We start from the raw sequence: 26755 nt of genomic DNA, 5'->3' as shown, positions 1-26755 counted from the left end.
TTAGGGGGTGAGAATGTGTTTAAAACTATTATCTCCAAGATAAAGGAGGTGTTGTATAAATTGAATATTATAAAAGGGATTCAAAAGATGACGGATGCTGTTACCGTCCAAGTAAGCGAGGAAAGCTATAAGAAGATCGATGTTTGGAGAGAGCTGTATGCAGGGTATCATTTTCCTTTCCATGATATTCGTTACCAAACTATAGATGGACAGAAAAAACGTCGTATGGCTTCGCTAGGCATGCCAAAAGTGATTGCACAAGAGATGGCAACATTAGTTTTTAATGAGAAATGCCAGATTAGCATTTCTGACGAAAAATTAGCAGAGAATATTAAAAACGTATTATCTCAAAATAACTTTATTAAAGAGTTTCAGAGATATATTGAATATGCTTTTGCTATGGGCGGCTCGGTGCTCAAGGTGTATTTTGACAACGAAATTAAAATTTCGTATGTCAATGCGGATTGTTTCCTGCCAACTGAATGGGATAATCAAGGGATTCGCAGCGGCGTATTTGTTAATCAAACTGTTAAAGGGGAGGATACTTATACATTGCTGGAATGGCATACTTGGCAAGGTACGCAGTATATCATTCGTAACGAATTGTATAAAAGCAGCAATAAAAATGAATTAGGTATCAGGGTGCTTTTAACGACTTTGTACCCTGACTTAGCTGAAGAAACACCGATCGATAACCTTAATCGACCTTTATTCGTATACATCAAACCGAATACAGCGAACAATGTTGATTTAACAAGCCCGCTGGGTATTTCTTTATACGCAAATTCATTGGATACGTTAAAGGCGATTGATACTGCTTTTGACAGCTTTGAACGAGAATTCCGTCTTGGGAAGAAGCGAATCATTGTTCCAGAAACGGCTGTGAAATCGGTAGTTGACCCAGAAACTGGGCAATTTGTCCGTTATTTTGATACTAACGACGAAGTGTATCAAGCTATGAATCTTGGAGAGAGTCTGACAAAGCCAATAGAGGAGATGACGGTGACTCTTCGAGTAGAGGAGCATATAGCAGCTATTAATGCTATGCTTGCTTATCTTGCTATGCAAACCGGCTTTAGTCCTGGTGCCTTTAAATTTGATGCATCGGGCATGAAAACAGCAACTGAAGTTGTCAGTGAAAACAGTAAGACTTTCCGGACTAAACAAGCACACGAAACAGTTATAGAAGCGGCTATTAAAGAGCTTATAGAAGCCATTGTGCAAGTCGCTGAACTATACGAGATGTTTTCTGCACCTGATGAACCTTATGAAGTGACAGTTACCTTTGATGACAGCATCGCAGAGGATACAAGTGCTATTGCAAACCGTCAAATTATGCTTGTTACTGCAGGATTGCAGAGTAAATTACGAGCCATTATGAAGGTGCAAGGGATCACAGAGGAAGAAGCACAGGAGATACTTGCTGAAATTCAAGAGGAGAATAAAACTCTTACTCCAGAGATATCGGACCTTTTCGGTACAGGAGATGAAACCTAATGCCTCTTTCTCCTGAACACTTACAACGGCTGTCAGCTCCATTGATAGATATTTATAACAGCATAGAGGAAGAATTGCTTCTCAATATGGCAAGGATTATCCGGCAAGGGAAGGAGTTGCTGCTGCAAGCTGATGATGAAACAGAATATCAGCACTGGCGATTGGTTCAACTGAATAAGGTGAACAATTTAACGCAACAGCAACTAAAAACTATCGCAAAATACTCAAGACAAACAGCAAAAGAAATACGAAAGATGGTTGAAACTGCGGGATATACAGTGGTAGAACAACATGAATGGTTCTTTGTACAGGCTTTATTGGAAGGTGTGGACTTGATACCAGCACCACCTACAACAGAAAGCCAATCTTTGTTTAATATTCTTCTAGCTTATGAGAAGCAAGCGCAGGATGTATTCAACCTGATTAATACAACCCTGCTTAAGCAGTCCCAACAAGTGTATATAGACGTTCTTAACAAAACGGTAGGTAAGGTACTAACCGGTGTAATTACGCCACAACAGGCACTGAAACAGACTTTTTCTGATTGGGCAAAACGCGGTATTCCTGCTTTGATAGATCGTGGCGGTAGGAGATGGAGTACAGAGGCTTATGTCAGCACTGTCACACGTTCCATGAATCAAAAGGTATCAAGTGAAATGCAGTTCGCTCGCATGGACGAATACGGCTCAGACTTGATTGAAGTAAGTAGCCATTTAGGAGCAAGACCGAAGTGCGCTCCATATCAAGGGCGTATCTTTTCCAGAAGTGGTAACAGTAAACGGTATCCTGCGTGGTCTACGACCTCATACGGACAGCCTGACGGGTTACTGGGGATTAATTGCGGCCATAACATTTATCCTTACATTCAAGGCAAGAGTAGGAAGACTTATGAGCCATACAATAAGACCGAGAACGATAAAGTTTATAAGGAAAGCCAACAGCAGCGTGCTTTTGAGAGAGCGATTCGTAAGGAAAAGAGAAAGCTTTCGATGATGGAAGCTATCGATAATCCAGAAGGAATCAAAGAGGCGAAATTGAAAGTGCGTGAAAAGCAAGAGCAGTTGCGCATGTTCTTGGAGGAGACAGGCCGCAGACGCAGACTGGATAGAGAACAAATTGTAGGAGGATAAGACATATGAGTAAGAATACAGTGACGCAGGCTCAAGTAACAGCTATTTTAGAAGTTTCAATCATCGATGTAAAAACCATTTTTGATAAATGTACAGTCGTAACAGCTCAATTGCCGAGTGGTTTTATTATTGTTGAAAGCTCTGCATGTATTGAACCTGTGAATTACAACGAAAAATTAGGTGCTGAAATTTGCATGAAGCGTATCGAAAACAAGATTTGGGAGCTCGAGGGCTACAAATTACAGTGTGAATTAGCTAAGTAAATCAGATGCTCAGGCATCTTTTTTTATTGTCTTTTATTCGGTAAGACGTTAAAGAAACGAAAGTACAAATACCCATTACGGGAGGTTTGAATCATGGAATTTATTAAACAAATGGGGAATCAGCACCTTTATAAAGCTGAAGGTTTTTTACGTTTGAATTTACAATTTTTCGCTGAAGGAGATCCAGTTCCAAATGATCCACCAGCAGACCCAGCACCAAATCCAACACCGCCTCCTAGCAGCGGTGGCACAGACCCAACACCACAAGACCCTCCTAAAACATTTTCGCAGGATGATGTGAATAGCATTGCTGCCAAAGAAGCTAAAAAGGCTCAAGAAAAACTGCTCAAACAGCTTGGAATTGAGGACTTCAATAGCGCAAAAGAAGGCCTGCAAAAGTTTAAGGAGTGGCAAGAGTCACAAAAATCAGAGGCAGAAAAGCAAGTTGAGCAACTTAAGCAGTTAGAGACTAACTTTAGCAAAACACAAGGTGAAAATGAGACTTTGAAATCTCACCTATCTGCAATGAAAGCAGGCGTGAATGCAGAAAGCATCGAGGATGTAGTCACTCTTGCTAAAAACCTAGTCTCTGATGAAGTGGATATGGATCAAGCTATTCAGAAAGTCCTTGAAAAGTATCCGCATTTCAAGCAGCAGGAACAACCAAAACCGGAAGACAAAAAACCATCTTTTTCTGCTGGCCAGCATCAAAAGCAACCGGCTTCCGAAATGGATGCCTGGTTAAATGCATTTAAACCACAATAAATGAGGAGTGATTTTTCATGGCAACATTAAACTATGCAAGTCAATATCAAGCTGCTTTGCAACAAATTTTTAAAGTCGGCTTACGTTTTACTGATTTATACAATACACCTAACAACAATTTGGTGAAATGGACTAGTGCCAAAACTATCCAAGTGCCAAACATCGCAACTGGCGGTTATGTAGATGTTAACCGTGACCAAATCTCAACTTTCTCTCGTAAAGTTGATAACAGCTGGATTCCTTACACGTTAACTCATGACCGTGAATTTAGCACACTTGTTGATCCTGCTGATATCGATGAAACAAACATGGCGCTTACTATTGCGAATATAACGCAAGTGTTCAACAAAGAGCAAAAAATCCCTGAAATGGATAAGTACATGGCTTCTAAATTATTGTCAGGGTTTGTTGCAGCAGGAGGAACAGTTGATACAACTGCATTGACAACTGCAAACGTGCTTACGATTTTTGACCAAATGATGCAAAACATGGATGAAGCCGAAGTGCCTACTGAAGGCCGTATTCTTTATGTTACTCCAGCTGTGAATACGTTGTTGAAAAATGCAACTGCGATTCAACGTCAACTCCAAATTACTGGTGGGTCTTCTGATGTTAATCGTAGCGTTCGCAGCCTTGATGAAGTAACAATTGTTATTGTTCCAAGCTCACGAATGATGTCACTTTACAACTTCACTAGCGGCGCTGTTGCTGATGGAACTGCTAAACAAATCAACATGATCCTAATTCATCCTGAGGCAGTTTTTGCCCCTCACAAATATGAGTTTGTGTCATTAGATGAGCCAACTGCAAAAACTGGTGGTAAATGGTTGTATTATGAGCGTAAGTACTGGGATGTATTTGTTAACGTCAAGAAAAAAGACGGTATCCAAATTAATAGGGCTGTCTAATTAAAATAAAAATGAGAGGAGAAGCTTGAGCTCTCCTCTCGTTTATTCAGGGAGGGATTTTCAGTGGCAAAAATGAGGAAAGAAAACAAAGTAGTAGAAGTTAAAGAGGATTTCATTCCGACCTATCTAGAAGACGGATTCGATGTTATTGATAGCGAGTCCGGAGAGGTTATTGAATATGCAACAGGCGGAAAAACAGTTCCTTTAGCGGAGTACAATAAGGCAATCGAAGAAGTAGAGGATTTAAAGGAGAAAAATAAGAAATTAGAAACTGAGATTGCTAAGCTGAAAAAATCGGCTGTTAAAACTGAATCTGCCGAAAATAAATAGGTGGCAATATGAGCTACATTGACGAAACGTACTACACTGAGGAGTACAAAGGAAAGGGAGTGACCGGAGAGCCGGAGCTCCCTTCTTTTATTGCAAGGGCTTGTGATGTAATTGATCAGTTAACACACTACAAGATTACCTTGAGCACAAATCAGTTAGCTGATTTTCACCCTTTTATTCAGAAACAGGTAAAAAAAGCGGTTGCCGCACAGACGGAGTTCTTAGTGTTGAATGGATTGTATAGTGGAAATGATACTACACCAACTAATGTCTCAGTCGGTATTTTTAACTATTCAGGTGGCAGCGACACTTCAATTTCACCTGATGCTATTGCATTTTTGCGTCCGACCGGATTGTTATATGCAGGAGTTGATGTGCGATGAGAGTGAGACCAATCCCATTGGCAGTACTGATTCATTCTGTTGAATATCAGGAGTATACAGGAAATGCACGATGGGGTGAAACATACAAAGAATCTGTTATCTTACAGAACGTCAGAATATTCCCAGGTAGCTATTTACGGCGTGGGATACGAGAAGATGTGCGGCTCAACACTTTCATGATCTATGATTGCACCAATTCAACGCCGCGAGATATCACATTTGTGGAAAAATCAAAAATTGTATTCGGCGGCAAAGAAATGATGGTCCAAAGAGTAAATGAACAATATGCGTCTGAAGATGCGCCACATCATTTTGAGGTGTTGCTGCAATGATCAAGATGAATATTAAAGTTGATTTTGACCCGAATAAGGTATCCGCAAAGCTTCAGAAAGCTTTAGATCAAGCACAGATGGCTTTGGATCAGCAAGTGTTAAAGGATAGTAATTACTACATTCCAAAAGACACTACGAACTTAGAACAGAGTTCCATTCGTACTTCTCATATCGGAGAAGGATTGCTTATATGGGATACGCCGTATGCAAGGCGGTTATATCACCATCCTGAGTATGATTTTTCTCAGGATAAGAACCCAAACGCTTCTGGTTTGTGGTTTGAATACGCAAAAGCGGCAAAAGGTGACCATTGGGTACGATTAGCGCAGCAGACATTCAATCAGAATTACCAGTGAAGGAGGATGGCACATGGATTTCTATGATCGGATGATGGATTACATCGAAAGTCACCTAACTTTATATGCGTCTTTACAAATGGGTGTCTTGAGTCCGAAAACAAACGGTATCGCTATCCTGTCTATTCCTTCTTCACCTAATGCGAAATATCTTGATGGTGGTAGTGTGCAAAATATAAGTTTTCGTATTTATACGAAGCACACAGACCAAAAAATAGCGGCAAATACGATACAAATCATTTCTGATTTATTGGATAAGATGCAGAATGATGATATTCAAAGTCAAGATGGAAGCTTCATTTTCATTTCTTGTGAGGTCAATACTATTCCAAGTTCTTTCGATAAGACAGACCATGATGAATATATTTATTCGGCGCTCTTTGTCGCTGAAATTGAGAGAGGATGAATGAGATGAGCGAAACAGGATTATTATTGCAATCGAAACATTTATTTGAAATCAACACAACTCCGTCAGGCACAGCGACATATGCGCGTGTTGGTGCAGGATTAAACAATTTTGAACCATCTAACAATGAAGAAGTAGATCAAACTGCATATTTAGACGGAGATGGTTTTGCTAGTTCTGATGTCACGGGAGCTCAGTTAATCCTTACTTTTAGCGGGCATAGAAAAACAGGCGATGTAGCACAAGATTTTATTTTTAGTAAATTGCTAGAATTGGGTGACGGACGAAAAACAACATTCCGCTGGACATTGCCAAACGGTGATAAGTTCGAAGGACCTTGCACAATCGCGAACATCGAAGGACCAAGTGGCGATGCAAATGCAAAAGGTGAAATCTCATTCGAAATACACTTCAACGGCAAACCGGCGTTCACGGAAGCTATATAGGGGGGAGATAAAATATGAAAAAGTTCCAATTCGAAAAGGTATATGAAGAAGTGGAAATTGGAGATAAGGTCTATCGAGTTGATTTCTCTGATGATAAAGCATTAGAGTATCGAGCAAAATTCAATAAATTCTACAAAGAAGCACAAGAGCTAGAAAAAACCGATCTTGACACTCTTTCGGATGAAGAGCAACTCGCAATTTTTCATAAAAATCGCGAAAACATGAAAGAGATTACCGACGTGATTCTAGGTGAAGGTGCATTTGATGAATTGTATGAACTGTCAGGTCGTTCCACGGCAAATTACATGCAGCTTCTTCTGTTTTTAGGTAAAGTTGTAGCTGAGAAAACGGAAAAAGTGAAAGAGGATGCTCGTAAGAAATATGTGAAGAAGGGAAGGGCATGAAGCCTTTTCTTCTCACGTCTTTTTTTGAAGATTGTTTCGAGTATGGGGAAATCGTTCTTCATTTGGATCTTTCTTTTGATAACGTGCTGCGTGTATTCGAACTATTCAAAGACGATGTCTTTCACGGATATGAAAAAGTGGATATCACATTGGAAATGTTGGTGAAAGAGTATCGTTCTATTGAGGAGTATGATTTGCGTAAGAAAGATACTCTTTTTCTATACATCTTCAAAGAGTTCCTTGGCATTGACTTGCAAAAGCCTCAGGACTTAACTAACAAAAAAACATTCGATTTCGAACAGGACGCGGGGATTATCTACGCGTCTTTTTTGCATGCCTACAACATGGATTTATTTGAGCAACAAGGGAAGCTCCACTGGCACAAATTTAGTCAACTTATAGCGCATTTACCGGAAGGGACTAAATTTCGTGAAGTAATTGGAATTCGTACGATGGAAATTCCAGCAGCCGATAAACACAATACAAACTATCGGAAACAAGTAATAGCAGTTAAGAAAGTCTACGCCTTGCAGGAAGAGCAGAGCGAAGCGGATGCAATAAAAGCACTCGATGCCAAATGGGATACCCTGGCGCTGATGGTGAGGGGGTGAGAATGTGTCTAATGGATCTGATGGACAGATTAGAATTGATACCAAGATAGAGCAGAATAATGTAAATACAGAGTTGAGGCAGTTGCAACGTGAAATTAGCAATATGGGCAAGGAATTACAGCTTGCAAACACAAAAGCGCTCATGCCATTTCAAAAGCAAATGTTTGAAGTGGAGAAGAAATTCCACGAACTTGGTTCAAGTATGGGAAGTTTCACTGGCACCAATGCGGAATTTATGGCTCAGGTGAAGCAACTAGGAGCAGAGTACAAAACGGCATCTGAAAACATGATGAAGGCTGATACAATGGCGCGTATGTCATTGATTAGAACGGCTGGTGTCATGATGAATATGAGCTCACAGGCCTCTAAAATCTCTGCCAATTATCAACGTATGGCAAATCCGCTATATAACGTAAATAGAGCGGGGCTTGCTGTTGCAGATTCGCTCAATCGTATCGCCAACAATGGGAATGCGGCTGTCTTAGCTCTTCGTATGTTGGGGCCAAATGCGAATATGAAGCAATTGAGTGACATGGTTCGAATGATTAACCAAGGACTCATGCGGTTCCAAGTGGTTGCTCTCGCTGCTGCCATATCTTCTGTGCTTTTGTATGGCGCTTTACATAAAGCGAATATGGCGATGAATCCGCAATACGCAGCAGCCTACACAAACATGATAAACAGCTTGAAAAAGGCGTTCGAACCGATGGTGCAAGTATTTGCAGCTGTGATGATTCCTGTATACAAATTCATTACCGCCATTGCGAACATGATTATTAAATTCAATGAAGCACATCCGACGTTGGCGAAAATAATACAAGGGTTCTTGATGCTTATTCCGCTGCTCACCCTGATTTTGAGCCCGTTGGCGATCGGGATTGGATTAGTCGCAGGGATGCAAGCCGCATTCGCAAGTCTATGGACTATCATTGGACCACTCGTTACGGGTCTCGCAGCAATGTCCGGAACTGTTTTGCTTGTGGCCGGGGTAATCGTAGCTTTAACAGCTGGGATTACGTATCTATGGAAGCAGAATGAAGGGTTCAGAAACGGTGTACTTTCGGCATGGTCTGCGATTAAGCAAAAAGCAATAGAAGTGTTTGGATTTATCCCTAGCATACTAGCAAAAGCAGCAGCCGGATTCTCTGTCTTGAAAACAGCAATTACCAGCGCGTTTCAAGGTGACTTCAGTCAAATAGGCGCGATATTTGCAAAAATAGCACCGATGATTATCGGGGTGCTTATCGGTGGAATTCCTTCCGTTATCTTGGCGGCATCTCGTTATCTCCCTGCTATCGCACAAGTTCTAGTGAATAATATGGGCGTTATTTCTAATGTTGTTAATAATATCGTTTCCCAATTTGTCACAACAATCACTACAGCTTTACCGCAGGTTATTTCTGTAGGGCTTCAGATTTTAACGAGTTTAATAAACGGAATTACACAAGCGATTCCAATTGTTGTACCTGCTTTAATTTCGACATTTACAACAATAATCAATTTTATTACCCAAACGATTAGCACATTACTTCCATTGATTCTTAATACAGGTGTAAAAATCCTGATGGGTATTATTAACGGTATGGTGCAAAACTTACCGTTAATTATAAATGCGGCACTTCAAATCGTTACTATGCTTTCTAATTTCTTGGTACAGAATCTGCCGCTTCTCATCAATGCGGGAATCCAAATTTTAATGGCACTGATAAACGGAATTATGCAGATGCTTCCGCAGCTTGTGCAATTAGCGCTCACGCTGATTACATCTATAAGCAATATGCTGATTCAAAATTTGCCGTTAATCATCGATGCCGGGGTGCAAATTTTGGTTTCTCTTGTGGATGGAATTATTCAAATGTTACCTTCATTGATTGATGCAGCAATTAATTTAATTGTGAGTTTAGTTGATGCGCTAATTAGCCAACTACCTCAAATTATCGATGCAGGCGTTGAACTTTTAATGGCGCTAATTGATGGAATTGTACAAGTTTTACCGCAGCTCATAAACTGTGCGATTGACTTAATTGTCAAAGTAGCAGCGGCGCTGATTCAAAACTTACCAAAGATTATAGATGCCGGGGTTAAATTGATTTTAGCTCTTATCCAAGGGATTCTTCAATTAGCAGGACAACTTGGTTCAACAATTACTAGCGATATCATTCCAAAAATTGTTGATACCTTAAAAGCTGTTGACCTTGTTGGAGTTGGAAAAAATATCATTCAAGGATTAATAAACGGGATTGGTTCAATGGTTGGTGCGGTCGCATCAAAAATCCAAGAAGTCGCAGGGAACATTAAAGATAAAATCACTGGTGCGCTTGGTATTCATTCTCCCTCTCGATGGATGCGTGATATGGTCGGAAAGAATATGATGCTAGGTTGGCAGATTGGTATCGATAAAGAAAAAATTCCAATGTTACAAAAAGCAGCAGAAATGGCAACTTGGATGATGCCGGATGTCCCACCACTGTCTTTAGGTGCCACAACAGGAGGAACCAACAATGTAACAAATAACACACCTATTGCTGTTACGCTGAATTATAGCGGCAATGCAGGTCAAACAGATCTATTAGCAATGGTTGATTTTCTCGAAAGTGAGTTAGAAAGAAGGTTCAGTAATCGTATGTTTATAATGGGGGTGAATCTATGAGTCTAATTATTCAAAGGCAAGATGGGACGACATATAATACAGCAGACTATGGATTGCGTTTAATTGATTTCATACCTTCATCCCCAGCGTACAACACCGTATATGAGGAAATAGAAGGGCGCGACGGCGCAATTGACACCGGCACAACGATTGGTGTAAGAAAGCTACCTGCTGAATTTGATGTAGTCTCTCGTGATAAAAATCATTTCGTGTTATTACGAAACTTGATTTTTCAACTCTTCCACAGTAAGGAGAGCTTCTTTGTTATAGATGAGCGCGAGCCTGGGAAACGCTGGTTTGCAAAAGTTGATCCGTATACGCTAGATGAAGTTAAACAAGTAAAAGCAAAGTTGCAACTGGTATTTAATGCAGCTAGGCCGTTTGCTGAGAGTTTTGGGACGACTCAGGATGACTATACATTTGAATCTGAATTATGGGGGATTGGAATGAACCTTCCTACAGATCAGGACCTCATATATACATTCGATACTCCAACTTTCGGTGTTTTCAATGCAGGGGATGTGACGGTAGATCCGCGAGATATTGAAATGTATATGAAGGTTGTTTTTAAAGGGGCATCGAGTAACCTGACCATCAGAAATACCACAACAGGCGATGAATGGAATTGCACCGAAACTACTGTTGCTGGGGACACGATTACATTGGATGATGTACGCTCCTTCAAAAACGGAAGTAGCATCTTCAAGTCTACGAATAGAAAACCAATCACATTACAACCGGGATGGAATGATTTTGAGATTATAGGCGCTTTAGGCGCTTTTTCTATTTCATTTGACTTCCGGTTTTATTATTTGTAGGTGATTTTATGTTATATGTATCAGATTTAAACGGAAACGAAGAATTACTGACGGACTATTCGGTTCCAGAGAGAGACCGAGTAGTAAACGGTGAATATTACTTGTCATTTACACTCTTCAAGACAAGTAAAAATGAACATTCTTTTCCTATGGTTGTAGAAGATGCGGCGATATTCCTTGATGATGATGAGTTTCGTATTAAACAGCTAGGAGAAGAAATGATTGGGCAAGCACCCAGTAAAAAAGTCTCATCCATTCATGTATTTTTTATAGATATGGCAAAAATCTATCAACATTCCGTTTTGAACGGAACTGTTAATATGGTGCAGGCGCTGAATCATGTATTTGAGGGCACTGGATGGACGTGGGTGAATCAAGGAGCATTCACAAGTATTAGGGTCGAAAATTGGGGAGATAAGCGTCAATTAGCCTTATTTCAAGAACTATTAAATAAATTCGAAGCAGAATTCACAATTGATAACAAAAATAAAACTGTTACCATTCGCAATGAAATTGGGACGGATACTGAAGCGCAGTTTCGTTATAATCATAATCTCAAAACATTAAAGAAAAGCATCGATAGCAAAAATATTTTCACCTATATTGAGGGGTATGGAAAAGATGGATTGAAACGAACGTATACCTCTCCATTAGCGAGTGATCCGCGTTACGGAATCATTGAGCAAGACCCAGTAAAAGACGAAAAATACACCGATGCGGCTTCCTTAGATGCTCGATTACAAGCAGAATTGAATGATAAACCCGATGTATTGATTGAATCTGAAATTGTAGCATTGCAGAAACAAGGATTAAAACTAAATCAGTTTGACCTTGGCGATTATGTCTATATGTTACATGAAAAGATGGATATTGATATTCAAATCAGGGCAGCCAGAATTGTAGATTACCCTTTACATCCAATGAAGTCACCAAAAGTCACATTAACAAATTATCGAGAAGCTTTACAGAAAAAGAGTTTCACAGCGATTACAGCTAATTTTGCATTTGCACAGAAGCAAATACAACAGGTTATGGATGCAGATGGGAATCTTACTCTTGCTTTGAAACGCCTGTATATGAATACAGACGTATATGCGGATGAATCCGGCGTATGGTATGTCGATCCGACAGACCCAAATCGATTTGTACACATTGGAGCCGGTGGAATTGATGTGCATCGGGGACTAATCCGAGTTGAGCGCGAGGACGGGTATGCAACAATCATTGGTGGAGTCATACAGCACGGGTTTAATATTCAGGCATCTGAGCCACCTTTTCAAACTGAAGGTGTTGAAAAAATAGGACAATTTTACCGAGTGCGTACTACAAATCGTGATAACATACAGCGTTATACCTTTAAGCATGACAGCCGATATCTGCATGTAGTTGCTAATATGAAAACAACAAATGGGATGTTAGGAACGATAGCCTTTGATGTTTTAGATTCAAATGACGAAATTATTTTGAGTTCAACATACCTTATCGAAACAAGATGGAATGATGATCAAGGATATAGAAAAGAAGCCTTAATTGATCTAGGCGTCCCCACAGGCGAACTTGTAGCAGTATATTGGCGGATGTATGGAGCAAATGATGTTGATTATGTATACGGGAGTTTAAGGTACATTGTACAGGAGGGATAATATGGCTGTTTTACTCTTTTGTAATACAGATGAAGAAGGTAATCTCACAGCCAGCTTGGTTGGCGAACGTGTAATTCCTCTTCAACAGTACAGTCATTTCTTTTTTATCGACGACAAAGATTTAGAAACTGTTAAGCAAGAACTAACAAATTACAAGGTTATCAATCAAAAGCTTATTTTGACCGAAAATACGGCAGAGTAAGCTCTTTTTTATTGGAGGTGAGAGCATGCTTATCCTGAGAAAGTTGTTGAATCTAGGGTTAGGAGTCGCATTTTGGGAAGCGATGGATGAAAACACTACTGATATCGAAACTGCCCATAACGGATTAGCAACACGAGTCGAAACTCTTGAGGAGCAAGTCGGGGTACCTACTCCTGGAAGTGTGACAACAGAAAAGTTAGCGCTTGGATCTGTCACGCCAGAAAAGGTTGCTGTAATGACAAGTCAGTCTGCCACTTATAACGCAAACGGGCAGATTGAGACAGAAACCGAAATAGATGAACATGGAACACAATACGTTACAACTTATACCTACACGAACGGGGTATGTACGAGAATTGCCCGAACAGGTGGGGGAAGAACCATCCAAGAAGATTTAACGTATGAAAACGGACTGTATAAATCTTCTACAACAACCATTCTATAAGGAGGGATGACTATGGCAGGATTTAATCTTCTTAACCCGTTCTTAAAAACGAAGCCAATTGACGATGCTGGGAATCCTTTATTTACAGCGGGAAACCCGGGCAATGTTAAATCAACCGCGAAAAACGAGTTGATTTCAATTTTTAGGAACCAATCAATTGCGGATACTAACTCAATCACAAGTGCCGCTATTGACTTTTCAGCCTATAAGAAAACATTGTTTCTTGTATCGAACACAACGGACCAACCAATAAAAGTTACGCCGCTGCTGCAGCTTTATGCAGGTGATGGCGCAAAGAGTTTCCTAGAATGGGATGGAGAAAATTTCGTTGAGGGGAATACAATTACAATTCCTTCTAACACATTAGGAAAATACTTTTCTCTAAATTCATATTTGGACCTTCTCAACATGCCTTTGAGAGAAGTTAAATTTTCTATAAAAGCTGACGTTGCACCAACCTCCGGCGTGGTTAATGTCCAGGCGTGGGGAGGTCAATAATTATGGCGTGGATGAATTTTCTAGGTAGCAAAGGAAAAAAGGTTGTACAGTCAACGGACGGACGCTTGGAAATGTACAAGATGAATAGCATGGACAAGTTACTACTCATCAATGCTGTCCCTATTCGAGATACAGCGTCAGTAACAAGTCCTATTACTGATCTTTCGCAATATGCAGAAGTTTATTATTGGGTAATCAATAACACTGATCAGGACATGAGAGTAACTATTCAGCCTGCAATTGAAAATGATGTGACACCAGCAACGCCTAGAATACATGATGGCGCACAATGGAAGGATGCTGACAGTATTATTGTTCCGCCTGATTCCAATAAGAAGCCCTACCTGCTAAATACATATGGTGGGTTATTTGATATGTCTTACAAAATGGTGCGTTTTTCAGTTAGATCGAACGGAGCTGCACCAACACTTGGGCAAGTATCTGTAATTGCATTGGGGGCAAAACGATGAGCTTGGTAAGAGATTGGATCAGAGTTATAGGCGATTTAAAGAAGCCGTTCAAACAAGCAGCAGACGGAAAATTGCAAGTCGAAGTTGCTAACACCTTAAATGCAAGCGTAACACAAATACCAAAATACCCTTCTCCTGCACGAGTGAATCCGACCCTAACCCTTGTGACAAATGGCAAGTTTCCGAAGCATATGGATCAAAAAACAGGCCACATGTATGGTAATCAAGGTGCGGCAATTGTGAAGAGTACAGATTATTGGGGAACAACAACAACTCTGTTTACTGTCACAAACAACTACTACCGTATTGAAGCAGTGTTCGTAACAGAAAGTGGAAGAGTGGTAGTTTGTCACCAGCTATCGAATGGGCAGGGGGAAGTTTACGTTTCGGATGTGAACCAACAAAATTTCGCAATTGCGTTCACTTTTACCGCTGGCTTTACTTCTTATCAGATGGGGTTCCGCGTTTGTGGGGAAATTTGTTTGATGACCGCCTATGGTACTGGTGGAAAAGAAGTATATATGTCATCCGATAGCGGTGCGACTTGGAAAAAGATTTTCACATACGGAACCGTTACGGATGGCGGCTCGAACAACCATATTCATGACGCTGAGTATGATCCGTATGCAGGACGAATCCTCATCGCAACGGGCGACAACGGAAATGCTAATCTGTATTATTCTGATGATATGGGAGCCACTTGGTCTAAGGTTGCAGCTACAAATGCCAGCTACTTTCAATATACGCAAATCATCTCCTACCCACATGGGATTGTCTTCTGTACGGACGGAAAGCCAGATGGTTTCAGGTATTGGAAGCGACCTACTGATAAAACAAGAGCTCCTATTCTTGAAGCAGATATCGTTAATTTGAAATTTCTAGACGGCAGCGATGTATTTAAATTCTTTGCGAATAAGTATTCAAAAGTCGATTCTGATACATTGAAAGCAACTCTTGTACCGTGGTGTAGAAACGGAAGCAACGGGGAAGGCGGTGCACTCCTTTACGCTTCGGAAAACGGTACAGATTGGTATGAGATTTGGAGGATGGATACAACAGGTGGTAACTACGAAGGGTTTTATAATATCCTCGGCCCACATGCAGCAGATCCGCAGCGGAGAATTTTCGGCAGACTCCAAAAGAATAACGCTGGAACAACAGAATTATATTTATTCCAAGCCACTTTGCCTAAGTTTATTTAATCGAATGTGGCTTTCAGGAATCCCAATCGAGGTTCCTTTTTATTTTGAAAGGAGATAGATTTATGGCAGATGAAAAAGTGGGATCATTACGAGAATATGTAAAGCAGCCAGATGGTTTTTATGCAAAGCAAGTGTCGCTAACGGGCAGTAATGCGACAGATGCGGCGGCGGTTACACCGAATGATGCAGCAGATTTAGCAAAAATCCCAACTAAAGGTATATACATTGGTGTGACTGGCGATGTAAAAGTTACTCTATCTAGCGGGAATACCGTTACCTTTACAGCATTAGCGAGTGGAACTATTCATCCTATTGCAGTTAAGAGGGTATGGGCCATAGGCACAACAGCAACTAATATATTGGCGGTGTATTAAAGATGAATATAGGCTTATCCGTAGGCATTCCATTCTCTAAGCCTAGCATAGATATTTTTAACCCTAAGAGCGTTGGAACAGTAGCGGCTAACTTTTCGCATATTGTTAGCGCATATGCGGGCAATGCGGCAGATCAATTATTGGGATGTATTGGAGCGGGATATATTGTAGATGGTGCTCGATTTTTAAAGGGAAGTATAGCAGAGGTTATTCTGTACAGTGATAAACTAAGCAATGCAAATCGTATAAAGGTTGAAAGATATCTTTTAAGGAAGTGGGGTATCTCATATCGTGCGTAGGGCAATTATTGTAGTTGATAAAAATATTGTAATCGAAGCCAACAATGATGCTGCAACCATAGACACAAGTGGTGGGGAGTTTACATTTACCACAGGTGTTTCAAATGATGGAGTAAACCTTACTGATTATTGGTGTAGTTGGGTTACTACCGAAGAGGACTACAACAAGCTAGTAACCTTATTTAACAAAGCACCTGAACGGCGGTTATTTGATGGAGATATTTACACTCCTGAACAAGTATTGCTAGAACTAGGATTAAAGATGATCGAAATTGAATCGGATATTTAATTAACGGCTTTCTTTTTATTTTTTTGTTAAAAATGATTTTTTATTTGATTGAAACAAGGCTATGTTTTACACTTCAATCATATGCAAATAAATTGGAGTGTGGATAGGGATGGCCCAAAGTACGAATTCCTCTGTGGAAATATTGAATCAAAAAGTATCGGAATTGAATACGAAAATATCCGATTCTAACAAAAATTTTGAAATTATATCTGCTAAATTTGAAGGACTAAAAGAGGTAGTTGATGCATGGCAACAAACTGTTCAATTCAATCTAGTCTTGACTTGGACGATTCTTGGAATAGTTTTAACCTTAATTATAGGAGCTGCAGGTTGGGCGTTGTCAGTTTTATCTAAATCGTGGGCCGAAAGAGCGATTAATAGTAAAATCAATGACATAAAAAAAGATATTAAGGAATCGTTGACGAAAGAAATAGAAGAGCAAAGTCGCACATACACTTTTACTATTGCTGCAGGAGCGACGATTAAGGTACCTTATGAAGAGATTACAAAAGGGCAACAACCTGTTGTTTTTGTAAGGGTGCATGATGAAGGTGCAAAACATGCAGTTAAAATTGAGGAAGGTAAAATTAGCATTGAAAATGAGGAACCCAAAGCTCTTAGTATGGATTTGATGATTTTAAAAGCAAAGATATCTTTATAATAAAGCCTGTTGAAGGCTTTTTATTTTGCTAACGGCGTTCGTTTATTGCCAAAGGCAATCATTTATAAAATAAAAAAAGGATTTTTAAATAATAAGTAAAACTAATAGTCAGTTATTAATTTTTATTTCTTATGGGGGTCATAAAAAATGAGTAATGGATTAACTAATATTCTTATTGATGTGTGCACTATATAGTATCTTTATTTGGCGTCAATATTTAGATTAGAAAAAGTCGAGAAGCCGAAGAAAGTGGAGATAAAAAAGTGTAATCATTCATCTGAAAAATATGAAATTTTGGATGATTTGTGTAGCTATTAGAGCTATTCAGTACAACCTTGGGATATTAAAAGGGAAAAAGAGAGGAGAGAAAAGTATGAGTGATGACATTCGTATTCCACCGACGAGCCCTAGTGTAGGAGGAGGGTTTGGAGATAAGAATAGGCCAACGCATGGGTCAAAGGGGAAGCAAGATAGGGGAAGATATTCAGGAGAAGTGAGTGAATTTGAAAAGTTTTTCTCTGATTATTTGGAGGATAAAAAGAAGAAAAAAATAGAGGAGGATGGTTACCTTGATATAGGGGTATTAATATCCACAGATATCCCATTAAATGAAACAAGACATTTTCGAGCATATTGGATCTGTGGTGATAAAAGGGAAGAGGTAACAAACGAATGTAAATGGGACCGAGAGATAAAACAGGACCTAATCGTTGGAGAAGATAACAGGGTTATAGGTCCATCTTACTATACGTGTGTTGATCCAACTAAAACTCCTGGCGAATATAAAGGTACTAGAAAAGGTATAACAGATATCAAGGCTTCTTACAGAGGAAAAACGGGGAGTCTGCGCGTTAGAGTAGTGGAGTAGTAACTCCCATGTAAGAGCGTAACTTTCTTGTATTTTCCGTGGTAAAGCCCTGCTCTATGATTGACTAACAGAGGATTTGAGTTCAAGAAAAAGCTGCTATGGGCAGCTTTTTCTATATTTCTTGTAGCATTAACGGCATTCTTTGGCTTAATTTCAATAAAACATTTTAGTTTTCCAATCCTTAAAACGTATTATATACCAGTCTTTTTAAAGGAGTGATTTAATTGAGTATGTATCCTGATAAAGTTGCTTTTTGCAGACAAAGAGGATTTTATGTTGAAGAAAAAAGAGGTTGGGTCAGAATCATTCGTAGTCAAGCGAAGGAACGGTTAAATGAAAAAGAATATAAAGATTGTATGAGGCTAGTCGGATGGGAAAGTATTATCTAACTAACGGCGTTCGATAGTTGAGCAGAATACGGCTTTGTTAGCAATTCAGAGGGGCAGAGATACTCCTTTTTATTTTGAAAGGGTTATGAAGTGCAAGGCCTGTTCTAAAATGAATTGACAATATTGCCCACTTCCCGTATTTTCAAATGAAGAGGGAGGTAAATAAATAATGTATGTGGAACATCCAGTTTTTCAAAAGCCATATGATGAGAATACTAAAATTTGGAGGTATATGGATTTCACGAAATTAGTGGATATCCTAGAAAGAGAGAGTATCTTTTTTACTCGCTCTGATAAATTTGAAGATCCTTTTGAAGGTGTACTTACAAAAAGAACACTTGAAGAACGAAATGAACAGCTTAATTTCGCTTGGAAGCATGTAGATAAGGATTTACGTGAAAAATTAATAAATCACGTATCATTTGCTGATGCCAAAATGAAAGAGTGCACAGTCATTAATTGTTGGCATATGAATAAGTATGAATCTGACGCAATGTGGAAGTTGTATCTTAAAAGTAATGAAGGAATCGCCATACAATCTACATTTCAAAAGCTTTGTAACAGCTTTTCTTCAGAAGAAAGGGAAGTCTACATTGGGATGGTAGCATACATTGATTATGTTAGTGATACCATACCGATAAAGAACTCATTTCACCCTTTTCTTCATAAAAGACGGTCATTTGAACATGAAAGAGAATTGAGAGCGGTTATCGCAGAATTCCCAACAAAGGGAGACGCGATTGACTACTCAGCGCACCCTTTTGAATTCGGTGATTATGTTCCAGTGGATTTATCAACTCTAATTGAGTCAGTATATGTAGCGCCAACTGCACCAAAATGGATTGTGGAATTAGTGGAGCGTGTTTTGAAGAAATATGGGTTAGAAGATAAGCCGGTTATACAGTCTTCATTATTGGATAAACCCACGTTTTAAAGTCTTCTAAAAAGGTTTTTATTTTAAAAATACAGTTTTATAGTAATCCAAAGGGGGGAGCAGAGATGTTCCTCTTTTTATATAGATATTTTTTATAAGAGTAGCCCACGGCTGCTCTTTTTATTTTGCGCATGAAAGGAGAGGAAACATGAAAGAACATATCAGCACAGTTTGGAAAATGTCTACAGCAGGGTTTGGAGCGTTCTTTGGATTCTTATTTGGGGGGTGGAGTCATTTGCTTCAGTTTTTATTGATTACATCGATTGTAGATTACACCTCTGGTATCATGGCGGCCGGCGCAAACGGGGAATTGAAGTCAAAAGTCGGATTCCGTGGTATTGCGAAAAAGGTCATGATGTTTCTTATTGTTATCTTGGCCGCACAGTTGGATATAGCAATCGCTGAACAGGGAATTGACCTACATTTGCTTGGCTTTTCTGCATCCGTACGAGATGCGACCATCATTTTTTATTTGAGTAATGAACTATTGTCTGTTGTAGAGAACGCTGGACGCATGGGCGTGAAACTTCCTGATCCGGTTATGAATGCAGTGGAAGTTTTGAAAGGGCGAAACAAGAAAAAAGAGAGCAAGGGAGAGGATGTACAATGACAATTGCTTTAAACTGGTTACTTGAAAAAGCGAACAAGAAGCTAAATGTTACTGGAATGAACCCTGAGACTGCTGACAAAACGCGTCAAGTCATTGAGGAGATGTATGCACAGGGTATTTACGTCTGTGTGGCACAAGCATACCGATCCATTGCAGAGCAAAATGCTGTGTATGCTATTGGGCGTACTGCTAAATGTGATTCTTGTAAAGCGTCAGGTAAAGCTTGTAAGCACGTGGTCACGAATGCAAAAGGTGGCCAATCCAATCATAATTTTGGCGTGGCTGTAGATTTGTTTATTTACAGCTCTGATGGAAAATCGGCTGATTTTGATGTCACTCCTAATTTTAGAAAAGTTGTCGCTGCTATGAAAGCAAAAGGATTCAAGTGGGGAGGGGATTGGAAATCATTCCAGGATAATCCGCATTTTGAATTATATAACGTAGTGGATGGCGAGAAAATTAAGCCGTATACACCAACTGCAACAGTGACAGCATCTCCTACCTTCCCAACAGGCATTTACCACATCCAAACAGGAGGTTATGCCGGCGCAGCATTAGGACAGGTACATGAGTATTTGTTCAAGACCGGCCACGGCTTCAACGTGAAGCGAGGAGCTGACGGCAGCATTGTGTTTCTAATCGGTCCGTTTGATACGTCGCAGCCTAACTTTAAGAATTGTGAGCAATTCCTGCGTGGAAATGGTCATAAGTATGAGCTGATTTCGCGTGAAAAAGCTGAAGACTGGAAGCCGAAAATAGAAGAATCGCCGCATGCGTTTATTTATACAGGTGGTTTTTCAGGAACAGCATTGCTTGAAGTACACGACTACTTATTCAAGAAAGGATTCGGTTTCGACGTGACGCGTGGAGAAGATGGTTCTCTTAAGCTCAAAATCGGACCATTTGATTTATCTCAACCTGTTTTTTGGGAATGTCGCGGGTTCTTTGTTCTTGGAAAGCACGAATTTACAGTGAAATAAACGAACGAAATCCTCGCCTACGCAGAGGGGACCTTTTCATTTATCATTAATCAAAAGATCATTCTACAAATTAATTTATTTACAATACAGACTGGCTCCAAGAATCCCCTAAAACATACAATATCTTATATCCGTTACAAATAGTTGTTCTCTCCTAATAAAAAGGAAAAGGGGACATATAAACACATGTATGGTTCAGGTTATGGTTACGGCGGTTATGGTGGTTATGGTTATGGAGGCTGCGGCGGTGGTTACGGCGGTGGCGGTTATGCTGGAGGATTTGCACTAATCGTCGTATTATTTATCCTATTAATTATAGTGGGTGCTGCTTGCTTTAGTGGTCATAGAGGTTACGGCGGCGGTTGTTAAACTAGAAAAACTATTAGATGTCGAAAGCTCCTGTACGTTCATACAGGAGTTTTTCTATGTAGGAGTGCATCATTTTATCTGTTTTTAATTCTGTTCGGTATTTATGTAAACCAAAAATCCACTTCTAAAAACAGTTTATGTAATAGTGTATTCGTCCGTGTTTCTTTTTGTATACGTTAATGTAACGTATGGTAAGGAACTGTACTGATATTATTCATGAATAAAAACCCCGCTCAGATGAGCAGGGTTCGTAATTATTTAATTTCTACCTTTGTTTCACCAATCTGCACATACCATTTTCCAGCCGCATAAGCGTCCTTGGAAACTTCAAATACCTCTTGGTCTGTGACTTGGATATTTGGATTCAAGTCGCTTGCGAACTTAGAATTATCTAATCCTGTTGCTGTTTGATGAGTGCTTGTTGCATCGATATCAGGTTTATATTCTGTTCCTTTTTCATCTACAAGACGAGCTTGATTAATGGAGAATGGGTTTACCGGTTTAGTTCCCACATTTTTAACTGTATACTCTATCGCTACGAAAGTGCCGCCGTTAGACGCTTTCTTATTAATAACGTCGTTCCCTACCTCACTTTTCTCTTCTACCTTCGCAACATTATATTCTACATTATCAGCCTTGAATGTCTCATTTAGTTTGAACACTTTTGCTGCTTGCTCTGTTACTGCAGTTCCGGATGTAGTAGTAGCTTCTTTTCCTCCGCTTGCCGCTCCAATGATAATACCTATAATGACTAATGCCCCAATACCGCTTAGAAATTTATGTCGGCCAAAGAAATTACGCTGATCTTTACCACAATGCACGCACTTCTTTACCCCTTTTGCAATTTCCTTGTCACATGCTTTACAGTTTACTAGCTTTGCCATAAAAAAAATCCTCCTTAAAAGTTATGTATTTTTGCAATATTAAGTATAACAGGTTTATAGGGGAAACTTGTATGAATTTTATGTATTTTCCATTTTTTACAATGTACTTGCATTTTTTCGCCACTCCCCGCATAAGCTGTAGCGTAACGCTCGCAAGCATCGCTAAGAGCACGCGGCAGCTTACTTGGAGATAGTACGCTCAATTATATACATACGGAAAAAGCCGCTTCAAGACGAGCGGCTTTTTTTAGACTGTTTAAATACATTTCATCATCGCTACAAAGTTGATAAAACTTTCTCTTATTATTCGAGGATCTTAAGTTGAATAGGGATGGGGAATAATATTTTTTATGTTTTATTGTAATATAAAGCAGTATAATTGAAATTGGAAATCTTGTTTTTTATCGGAAACAAGATGACGTATGTTGAAGATACAATATTTTGCAAGTACTATCAAATATAAAGGGGGAGATTTTATTGTTAGGGAAGTTTGCTTTAAAGAGATTTGCAGTATACATAATTTGTATTTCAACTATTTTATCAGCTTTATATACCGATGATATAATAGTAGCTTTTGCTGATGGACAGTACAGTTTATCTGTTTCTCCATATGGTGGAGGGATAAATAGAAGTATAAGTGTTAGGGGGAATTGGAAAACTCCAGTTGATAAAGGGACAGTGTTTTTTGATAGTAATGGAAATAGTCAGATGGATATAGATGAGCCAAGACAAGTGGTATCACCAGCATATTGTGAGGGACCAAGTTATGGTGAGTGTTATGTATACGCTAATCTGATAGTACCTAGGGTTAAACCTGGGATATATAATATTCGGTACGTGTCTTCTTCGGGAACAATTGATGCTAGTCCAGCCCAGTATAAAGTGGTAACACCTTCCCTACATTCCTCAAGTAATAAAGGTGGAATAAATAGAGATATAACTATTTCAAGTACTGCTCTGCCTGGGGGTGATCAGGGAACAATCTACTTTGATAGTAACAATAACGGTCAGTTAGATAGTAACGAACCTAGCAAAGGTGTACAAGTAGATAATTTAGGGAGTATTTCAACTATACTGAAAATCCCAAATATTAAACCTGGGATATATACTATTCGATATGTATCTTCTTCAGGGGCAATTGATGTTACCCCAGCCCAGTATCAAGTTGTGACACCTTCTCTGTCTTCTTCAAGCGGTAAAGGTGGAATAAATAGAGATATAGGTATTGCGAGTAGTACTCTGCCTGGGAATGATCAGGGAACAATCTACTTTGATAGTAACAATAATGGTCAGTTAGATAGTAACGAACCTAGTAAAGGTGTACAGGTGAATAATGTAGGAGATGTCTCAACTAGCCTGAAAGTCCCAAGTGTCGTACCAGGGGCATATACTATTCGATATGTATCTTCCTTGGGGGAAATTGACGTTACTCCTGTGAAGTACCAAGTTATTACTCCCTCAATTAACATAAATCCGAGTCAAGGTGGTGTGGGGAAGGGTGTCCAGATTAATGGAACAAATCTTAGTTCGTACAGTTCTGGAATAATCTATTTTGACAGTAATAACAATGGATTATTAGATGATGGGGAGACAAATGTACAAGTTTCACCGGATGGACAGGGCGTCTTTTCTACTTCTTTGAAAGTACCGGATGTTAATCCAGGAAGTTACTATATTCGTTATACATCAAATGCGGAAGTCGTAAGCGTGAACGATGTCCAATTCACGGTGCAAGCACCTTTACTAAGTATTTCTCCAAATTATGGAGGCGGAGGTGTTAATCAAGTAGTTACTATCAATGGGAATTATTTCATACCCTATAGTTCAGGGGACGTCTATTTTGATAGTAATAATAATGAACTGTTAGATGATGGAGAGCCAAGTTCAGCGGTTTTCGCAAATAGTGGAGGCATATATTCAATAAGTTTAACTGTTCCAGATGTAACACCAGGTAAGTATTATATTAGATATAAAAGTTCTTCAAACACTGTAACAGTGACTCCAGTAGGATTTGAAGTAAAAGCACCTACGATAGTACTAACACATAGTATTGGATTGGTTAATACTACTGTAAGTATTAATGGGTATGACTTTGGTGAAGATACTGGAATAGTTTATTTTGATAGTAATAATAATGGCCAATTAGATGATGGAGAACCAACTAAGAGTGTGACAGCAGGTAGTACAGGGAACTTTTCCACAAACCTAGTGGTACCGGATGTAGAAATAGGAAGATATTATGTGAGATATCAATCATCAACAGGAAAGGTTGCAGTTGTTCCTAGAAAATTTGATGTTATTAAACCGGATCTTAGTATATCTTCTTCTACGGGGTTACGGGGGGCAAGTATAAAGGTTGATGGTAAAAATTTTGCAGGACAAACCCAAGGGGTTGTATATTTTGATAGTAATGGAAATGGTCAATTAGATAGTGGAGACCGACAGTCATCTGTGGCAATTACGAATGGAAGTTTCACGACAACCCTAGTTGTCCCGAGCCTGCCAGCAGGAAATTACCAAATTAGATTTTCAGGTTCTGTGACAGCAGATCCCGAAACATTTACTCTAGTCGTTCCAAATCTTAATTTATCAGTTGCGAGCGGGGTACAAGGAACAAGTGTGACGGTTGCCGGAAAAGATTTTCTAGGACAGACACAGGGAACTGTGTATTTCGACAGTAATGGAAATGGTCAGTTAGATAGCTCAGAACCCCAAGCTGCGGTAAGTATAAGTAACAACAGCTTTACAACATCACTAAAAGTACCAAATATAAATCCTGGGACTTACAAGGTTCGTTTTTCCGGTGCAGTCACAGCAACACCAGCCAACTTTACAGTTGTTGCTAAACCGGATCTTAGTATATCCTCTTCTAAGGGGTTAAGGGGAACAAGTATAAAGGTTGATGGTAAGAACTTTGTAGGACAAACCCAAGGGGTTGTGTATTTTGATAGCAACGGAAATGGTCAATTAGATAGTGGAGATCGACAGTCATCCGTGGCAATTACGAATGGAAGTTTCACGACAACTCTAGTTGTCCCGAGCCTGCCAGCAGGGAATTACCAAATTAGATTTTCAGGTTCCGTCACAGCAGATCCCGAAACATTTACTCTAGTCGTTCCAAATCTTAATTTATCAGTTGCGAGCGGGGTACAAGGAACAAGTGTGACGGTTGCCGGAAAAGATTTTCTAGGACAGACACAGGGAACTGTGTATTTCGACAGTAATGGAAATGGTCAGTTAGATAGCTCAGAACCCCAAGCTGCGGTAAGTATAAGTAACAACAGCTTTACAACATCACTAAAAGTACCAAATATAAATCCTGGGACTTACAAGGTTCGTTTTTCCGGTGCAGTCACAGCAACACCAGCCAACTTTACAGTTGTTGCTAAACCGGATCTTAGTATATCCTCTTCTAAGGGGTTAAGGGGAACAAGTATAAAGGTTGATGGTAAGAACTTTGTAGGACAAACCCAAGGGGTTGTGTATTTTGATAGCAACGGAAATGGTCAATTAGATAGTGGAGATCGACAGTCATCCGTGGCAATTACGAATGGAAGTTTCACGACAACTCTAGTTGTCCCGAGCCTGCCAGCAGGGAATTACCAAATTAGATTTTCAGGTTCCGTCACAGCAGATCCCGAAACATTTACTCTAGTCGTTCCAAATCTTAATTTATCAGTTGCGAGCGGGGTACAAGGAACAAGTGTGACGGTTGCCGGAAAAGATTTTCTAGGACAGACACAGGGAACTGTGTATTTCGACAGCAATGGAAATGGTAAATTGGATAGCTTAGAATCGAAAGCTGCGGTAAATATAAGTAATAACAGTTTTACGACATCATTAAAGGTACCAAATATAAATCCTGGGACTTACAAGGTTCGTTTTTCCGGTGCAGTCACAGCAACACCAGCTAACTTTACAGTGGTTAGTCCATAGTTTGAAACAAAGTAGAGTATCTTATATGAAAAGCGACGGAATATTTCCATCGCTTTTTTTGTGCACTCGACAAGGTGCACGAAAATAAAAAGCTCCCATATAATTTAACCGTTTTTACAAATGAAAATCATGAAAAGGTGGAATTGTAAGGGGTATAAATCAAGAATATTTCTAAGTACTTGCATTTTTTCGCTCTTACCCGCATAAGCTGTAGCGTAACGCTCGCAAGCATCGCTAAGAGCACGCCAGCGTCTGTGGGGATGCTGTATACATACGAGAAAGTCCGTGGGATTCCGTGTCCTACGGGCTTTTTTAGAATTGATTCAAGACAGCAGATTCGGTGAAATAAATGAACGAAGCTGCTCCTTTCTGGGGCGGCTTTGTAGTTTATACAATTTTTATT

General features: G+C 39.6%; 32 protein-coding genes and 1 pseudogene. 32 read left to right on the top strand and 1 reads right to left on the bottom strand.

Annotated features, from left to right (window positions below):
- The first annotated feature begins 15 nt into the window (after positions 1–15).
- The 31 genes and pseudogenes from AAHB12_RS15605 to AAHB12_RS31820 all read left to right on the top strand — a co-directional run.
- Positions 16–1497, top strand: a complete 1482-nt coding sequence (locus AAHB12_RS15605; protein WP_342045928.1) for a phage portal protein — start codon at positions 16–18, stop codon at positions 1495–1497.
- Entirely contained in the window at positions 1497–2627 is a 1131-nt protein-coding gene (locus AAHB12_RS15600; protein ID WP_342045927.1) for a phage minor capsid protein, read from the top strand. The genes AAHB12_RS15605 and AAHB12_RS15600 overlap by 1 nt, the downstream gene beginning before the upstream one ends.
- 5 nt (positions 2628–2632) lie before the next feature.
- Positions 2633–2890: a Gp49 family protein gene (locus AAHB12_RS15595; RefSeq protein ID WP_342045926.1), complete on the top strand. Its 258-nt coding sequence runs from the start codon at positions 2633–2635 to the stop codon at positions 2888–2890.
- Positions 2891–2983: 93 nt separating this feature from the next.
- The gene (locus AAHB12_RS15590) at positions 2984–3655 is read left to right on the top strand and encodes a hypothetical protein (RefSeq protein ID WP_342045924.1); all 672 of its coding nucleotides are present in this window, start codon (positions 2984–2986) and stop codon (positions 3653–3655) included.
- Positions 3656–3672: 17 nt separating this feature from the next.
- Complete coding sequence (locus AAHB12_RS15585; RefSeq protein WP_342045923.1) at positions 3673–4563, top strand: capsid protein; 891 nt, start codon at positions 3673–3675, stop codon at positions 4561–4563.
- Positions 4564–4635: 72 nt separating this feature from the next.
- On the top strand, positions 4636–4893 hold the full coding sequence (locus AAHB12_RS15580; RefSeq protein ID WP_342045967.1) for a hypothetical protein: 258 nt from the start codon (positions 4636–4638) through the stop codon (positions 4891–4893).
- Positions 4894–4901: 8 nt separating this feature from the next.
- Entirely contained in the window at positions 4902–5276 is a 375-nt protein-coding gene (locus tag AAHB12_RS15575; protein WP_342045921.1) for a hypothetical protein, read from the top strand.
- Positions 5273–5608, top strand: coding sequence for a putative minor capsid protein (locus tag AAHB12_RS15570; RefSeq protein ID WP_342045920.1), 336 nt, complete (start codon positions 5273–5275; stop codon positions 5606–5608). The genes AAHB12_RS15575 and AAHB12_RS15570 overlap by 4 nt, the downstream gene beginning before the upstream one ends.
- Entirely contained in the window at positions 5605–5964 is a 360-nt protein-coding gene (locus AAHB12_RS15565; protein ID WP_342045919.1) for a minor capsid protein, read from the top strand. Before AAHB12_RS15570 ends, AAHB12_RS15565 begins: the two co-directional genes overlap by 4 nt.
- A 13-nt stretch (positions 5965–5977) precedes the next feature.
- Positions 5978–6370, top strand: a complete 393-nt coding sequence (locus AAHB12_RS15560; protein ID WP_342045918.1) for a phage tail terminator protein — start codon at positions 5978–5980, stop codon at positions 6368–6370.
- Positions 6371–6375: 5 nt separating this feature from the next.
- Positions 6376–6816, top strand: a complete 441-nt coding sequence (locus tag AAHB12_RS15555; RefSeq protein ID WP_342045917.1) for a phage tail tube protein — start codon at positions 6376–6378, stop codon at positions 6814–6816.
- Positions 6817–6830: 14 nt separating this feature from the next.
- Positions 6831–7220 carry a hypothetical protein gene (locus AAHB12_RS15550; RefSeq protein WP_342045916.1) on the top strand — a complete coding sequence of 130 codons (390 nt, stop codon included), beginning with the start codon at positions 6831–6833 and terminating at the stop codon, positions 7218–7220.
- Positions 7217–7831, top strand: coding sequence for a Gp15 family bacteriophage protein (locus AAHB12_RS15545; protein ID WP_342045915.1), 615 nt, complete (start codon positions 7217–7219; stop codon positions 7829–7831). The genes AAHB12_RS15550 and AAHB12_RS15545 overlap by 4 nt, the downstream gene beginning before the upstream one ends.
- A gap of 4 nt (positions 7832–7835) precedes the next feature.
- On the top strand, positions 7836–10481 hold the full coding sequence (locus tag AAHB12_RS15540; RefSeq protein WP_342045914.1) for a phage tail protein: 2646 nt from the start codon (positions 7836–7838) through the stop codon (positions 10479–10481).
- Entirely contained in the window at positions 10478–11299 is an 822-nt protein-coding gene (locus tag AAHB12_RS15535) for a phage tail family protein (protein WP_342045913.1), read from the top strand. The genes AAHB12_RS15540 and AAHB12_RS15535 overlap by 4 nt, the downstream gene beginning before the upstream one ends.
- An 8-nt stretch (positions 11300–11307) precedes the next feature.
- Positions 11308–12942, top strand: a complete 1635-nt coding sequence (locus tag AAHB12_RS15530) for a phage tail protein (protein ID WP_342045911.1) — start codon at positions 11308–11310, stop codon at positions 12940–12942.
- 1 nt (position 12943) lies between these two features.
- Positions 12944–13144, top strand: a complete 201-nt coding sequence (locus AAHB12_RS15525) for a hypothetical protein (protein WP_342045910.1) — start codon at positions 12944–12946, stop codon at positions 13142–13144.
- A 25-nt stretch (positions 13145–13169) separates the two neighbouring features.
- Positions 13170–13589, top strand: coding sequence for a hypothetical protein (locus AAHB12_RS15520; protein ID WP_342045909.1), 420 nt, complete (start codon positions 13170–13172; stop codon positions 13587–13589).
- Between the two features lie 12 nt (positions 13590–13601).
- Positions 13602–14087 carry a hypothetical protein gene (locus AAHB12_RS15515; protein WP_342045908.1) on the top strand — a complete coding sequence of 162 codons (486 nt, stop codon included), beginning with the start codon at positions 13602–13604 and terminating at the stop codon, positions 14085–14087.
- Between the two features lie 2 nt (positions 14088–14089).
- Positions 14090–14557 carry a hypothetical protein gene (locus tag AAHB12_RS15510; protein ID WP_342045907.1) on the top strand — a complete coding sequence of 156 codons (468 nt, stop codon included), beginning with the start codon at positions 14090–14092 and terminating at the stop codon, positions 14555–14557.
- Positions 14554–15759 (top strand): hypothetical protein, encoded by a 1206-nt coding sequence (locus AAHB12_RS15505; RefSeq protein ID WP_342045906.1) that lies wholly within the window; start codon positions 14554–14556, stop codon positions 15757–15759. Before AAHB12_RS15510 ends, AAHB12_RS15505 begins: the two co-directional genes overlap by 4 nt.
- Before the next feature lie 62 nt (positions 15760–15821).
- Positions 15822–16133 carry a spike base protein, RCAP_Rcc01079 family gene (locus AAHB12_RS15500; protein WP_342045905.1) on the top strand — a complete coding sequence of 104 codons (312 nt, stop codon included), beginning with the start codon at positions 15822–15824 and terminating at the stop codon, positions 16131–16133.
- A 2-nt stretch (positions 16134–16135) separates the two neighbouring features.
- Positions 16136–16432, top strand: coding sequence for a hypothetical protein (locus tag AAHB12_RS15495; protein WP_342045904.1), 297 nt, complete (start codon positions 16136–16138; stop codon positions 16430–16432).
- The gene (locus tag AAHB12_RS15490) at positions 16425–16721 is read left to right on the top strand and encodes a hypothetical protein (protein ID WP_342045903.1); all 297 of its coding nucleotides are present in this window, start codon (positions 16425–16427) and stop codon (positions 16719–16721) included. The genes AAHB12_RS15495 and AAHB12_RS15490 overlap by 8 nt, the downstream gene beginning before the upstream one ends.
- Before the next feature lie 109 nt (positions 16722–16830).
- Entirely contained in the window at positions 16831–17382 is a 552-nt protein-coding gene (locus tag AAHB12_RS15485; protein WP_342045902.1) for a hypothetical protein, read from the top strand.
- 373 nt (positions 17383–17755) lie between these two features.
- Positions 17756–18250 carry a hypothetical protein gene (locus AAHB12_RS15480; RefSeq protein WP_342045901.1) on the top strand — a complete coding sequence of 165 codons (495 nt, stop codon included), beginning with the start codon at positions 17756–17758 and terminating at the stop codon, positions 18248–18250.
- A 224-nt stretch (positions 18251–18474) separates the two neighbouring features.
- On the top strand, positions 18475–18639 hold the full coding sequence (locus AAHB12_RS15475) for a hypothetical protein (protein ID WP_342045899.1): 165 nt from the start codon (positions 18475–18477) through the stop codon (positions 18637–18639).
- Between the two features lie 169 nt (positions 18640–18808).
- Positions 18809–19573 carry a hypothetical protein gene (locus tag AAHB12_RS15470; RefSeq protein ID WP_342045897.1) on the top strand — a complete coding sequence of 255 codons (765 nt, stop codon included), beginning with the start codon at positions 18809–18811 and terminating at the stop codon, positions 19571–19573.
- 148 nt (positions 19574–19721) lie between these two features.
- Entirely contained in the window at positions 19722–20183 is a 462-nt protein-coding gene (locus AAHB12_RS15465; RefSeq protein WP_342045896.1) for a phage holin family protein, read from the top strand.
- Complete coding sequence (locus AAHB12_RS15460; RefSeq protein ID WP_342045895.1) at positions 20180–21163, top strand: M15 family metallopeptidase; 984 nt, start codon at positions 20180–20182, stop codon at positions 21161–21163. Before AAHB12_RS15465 ends, AAHB12_RS15460 begins: the two co-directional genes overlap by 4 nt.
- Positions 21164–21424: 261 nt before the next feature.
- Positions 21425–21532: pseudogene (locus AAHB12_RS31820) on the top strand (YjcZ family sporulation protein); the annotation flags it as partial.
- 254 nt (positions 21533–21786) lie between these two features.
- On the opposite strand, the gene AAHB12_RS15450 reads toward AAHB12_RS31820, so the two are convergent.
- Positions 21787–22416 carry a DUF4352 domain-containing protein gene (locus AAHB12_RS15450; protein WP_342045893.1) on the bottom strand — a complete coding sequence of 210 codons (630 nt, stop codon included), beginning with the start codon at positions 22414–22416 and terminating at the stop codon, positions 21787–21789.
- Between the two features lie 477 nt (positions 22417–22893).
- Between AAHB12_RS15450 and AAHB12_RS15445 the strand changes: the two genes are divergently transcribed.
- On the top strand, positions 22894–26352 hold the full coding sequence (locus AAHB12_RS15445; RefSeq protein ID WP_342045892.1) for a hypothetical protein: 3459 nt from the start codon (positions 22894–22896) through the stop codon (positions 26350–26352).
- The last annotated feature ends 403 nt before the right edge of the window (positions 26353–26755 follow it).

This window comes from Bacillus sp. OTU530 (assembly GCF_038440375.1).
The sequence above is the reverse complement of the archived record's forward strand: the minus strand, read 5'-3'. Positions and strand labels throughout refer to the sequence as shown.

Coding starts and splice junctions, on each gene's coding strand:
- AAHB12_RS15480 (WP_342045901.1), top strand. CDS start 17,756: ATGAGTGATGACATTCGTATTCCACCGACGAGCCCTAGTGTAGGAGGA.
- AAHB12_RS15595 (WP_342045926.1), top strand. CDS start 2,633: ATGAGTAAGAATACAGTGACGCAGGCTCAAGTAACAGCTATTTTAGAA.
- AAHB12_RS15570 (WP_342045920.1), top strand. CDS start 5,273: ATGAGAGTGAGACCAATCCCATTGGCAGTACTGATTCATTCTGTTGAA.
- AAHB12_RS15470 (WP_342045897.1), top strand. CDS start 18,809: ATGTATGTGGAACATCCAGTTTTTCAAAAGCCATATGATGAGAATACT.
- AAHB12_RS15565 (WP_342045919.1), top strand. CDS start 5,605: ATGATCAAGATGAATATTAAAGTTGATTTTGACCCGAATAAGGTATCC.
- AAHB12_RS15495 (WP_342045904.1), top strand. CDS start 16,136: ATGAATATAGGCTTATCCGTAGGCATTCCATTCTCTAAGCCTAGCATA.
- AAHB12_RS15585 (WP_342045923.1), top strand. CDS start 3,673: ATGGCAACATTAAACTATGCAAGTCAATATCAAGCTGCTTTGCAACAA.
- AAHB12_RS15550 (WP_342045916.1), top strand. CDS start 6,831: ATGAAAAAGTTCCAATTCGAAAAGGTATATGAAGAAGTGGAAATTGGA.
- AAHB12_RS15500 (WP_342045905.1), top strand. CDS start 15,822: ATGGCAGATGAAAAAGTGGGATCATTACGAGAATATGTAAAGCAGCCA.
- AAHB12_RS15525 (WP_342045910.1), top strand. CDS start 12,944: ATGGCTGTTTTACTCTTTTGTAATACAGATGAAGAAGGTAATCTCACA.
- AAHB12_RS15530 (WP_342045911.1), top strand. CDS start 11,308: ATGTTATATGTATCAGATTTAAACGGAAACGAAGAATTACTGACGGAC.
- AAHB12_RS15485 (WP_342045902.1), top strand. CDS start 16,831: ATGGCCCAAAGTACGAATTCCTCTGTGGAAATATTGAATCAAAAAGTA.
- AAHB12_RS15460 (WP_342045895.1), top strand. CDS start 20,180: ATGACAATTGCTTTAAACTGGTTACTTGAAAAAGCGAACAAGAAGCTA.
- AAHB12_RS15590 (WP_342045924.1), top strand. CDS start 2,984: ATGGAATTTATTAAACAAATGGGGAATCAGCACCTTTATAAAGCTGAA.
- AAHB12_RS15520 (WP_342045909.1), top strand. CDS start 13,170: ATGCTTATCCTGAGAAAGTTGTTGAATCTAGGGTTAGGAGTCGCATTT.
- AAHB12_RS15600 (WP_342045927.1), top strand. CDS start 1,497: ATGCCTCTTTCTCCTGAACACTTACAACGGCTGTCAGCTCCATTGATA.
- AAHB12_RS15560 (WP_342045918.1), top strand. CDS start 5,978: ATGGATTTCTATGATCGGATGATGGATTACATCGAAAGTCACCTAACT.
- AAHB12_RS15515 (WP_342045908.1), top strand. CDS start 13,602: ATGGCAGGATTTAATCTTCTTAACCCGTTCTTAAAAACGAAGCCAATT.
- AAHB12_RS15450 (WP_342045893.1), bottom strand. CDS start 22,416: ATGGCAAAGCTAGTAAACTGTAAAGCATGTGACAAGGAAATTGCAAAA.
- AAHB12_RS15535 (WP_342045913.1), top strand. CDS start 10,478: ATGAGTCTAATTATTCAAAGGCAAGATGGGACGACATATAATACAGCA.
- AAHB12_RS15580 (WP_342045967.1), top strand. CDS start 4,636: ATGAGGAAAGAAAACAAAGTAGTAGAAGTTAAAGAGGATTTCATTCCG.
- AAHB12_RS15465 (WP_342045896.1), top strand. CDS start 19,722: ATGAAAGAACATATCAGCACAGTTTGGAAAATGTCTACAGCAGGGTTT.
- AAHB12_RS15505 (WP_342045906.1), top strand. CDS start 14,554: ATGAGCTTGGTAAGAGATTGGATCAGAGTTATAGGCGATTTAAAGAAG.
- AAHB12_RS15575 (WP_342045921.1), top strand. CDS start 4,902: ATGAGCTACATTGACGAAACGTACTACACTGAGGAGTACAAAGGAAAG.
- AAHB12_RS15555 (WP_342045917.1), top strand. CDS start 6,376: ATGAGCGAAACAGGATTATTATTGCAATCGAAACATTTATTTGAAATC.
- AAHB12_RS15545 (WP_342045915.1), top strand. CDS start 7,217: ATGAAGCCTTTTCTTCTCACGTCTTTTTTTGAAGATTGTTTCGAGTAT.
- AAHB12_RS15510 (WP_342045907.1), top strand. CDS start 14,090: ATGGCGTGGATGAATTTTCTAGGTAGCAAAGGAAAAAAGGTTGTACAG.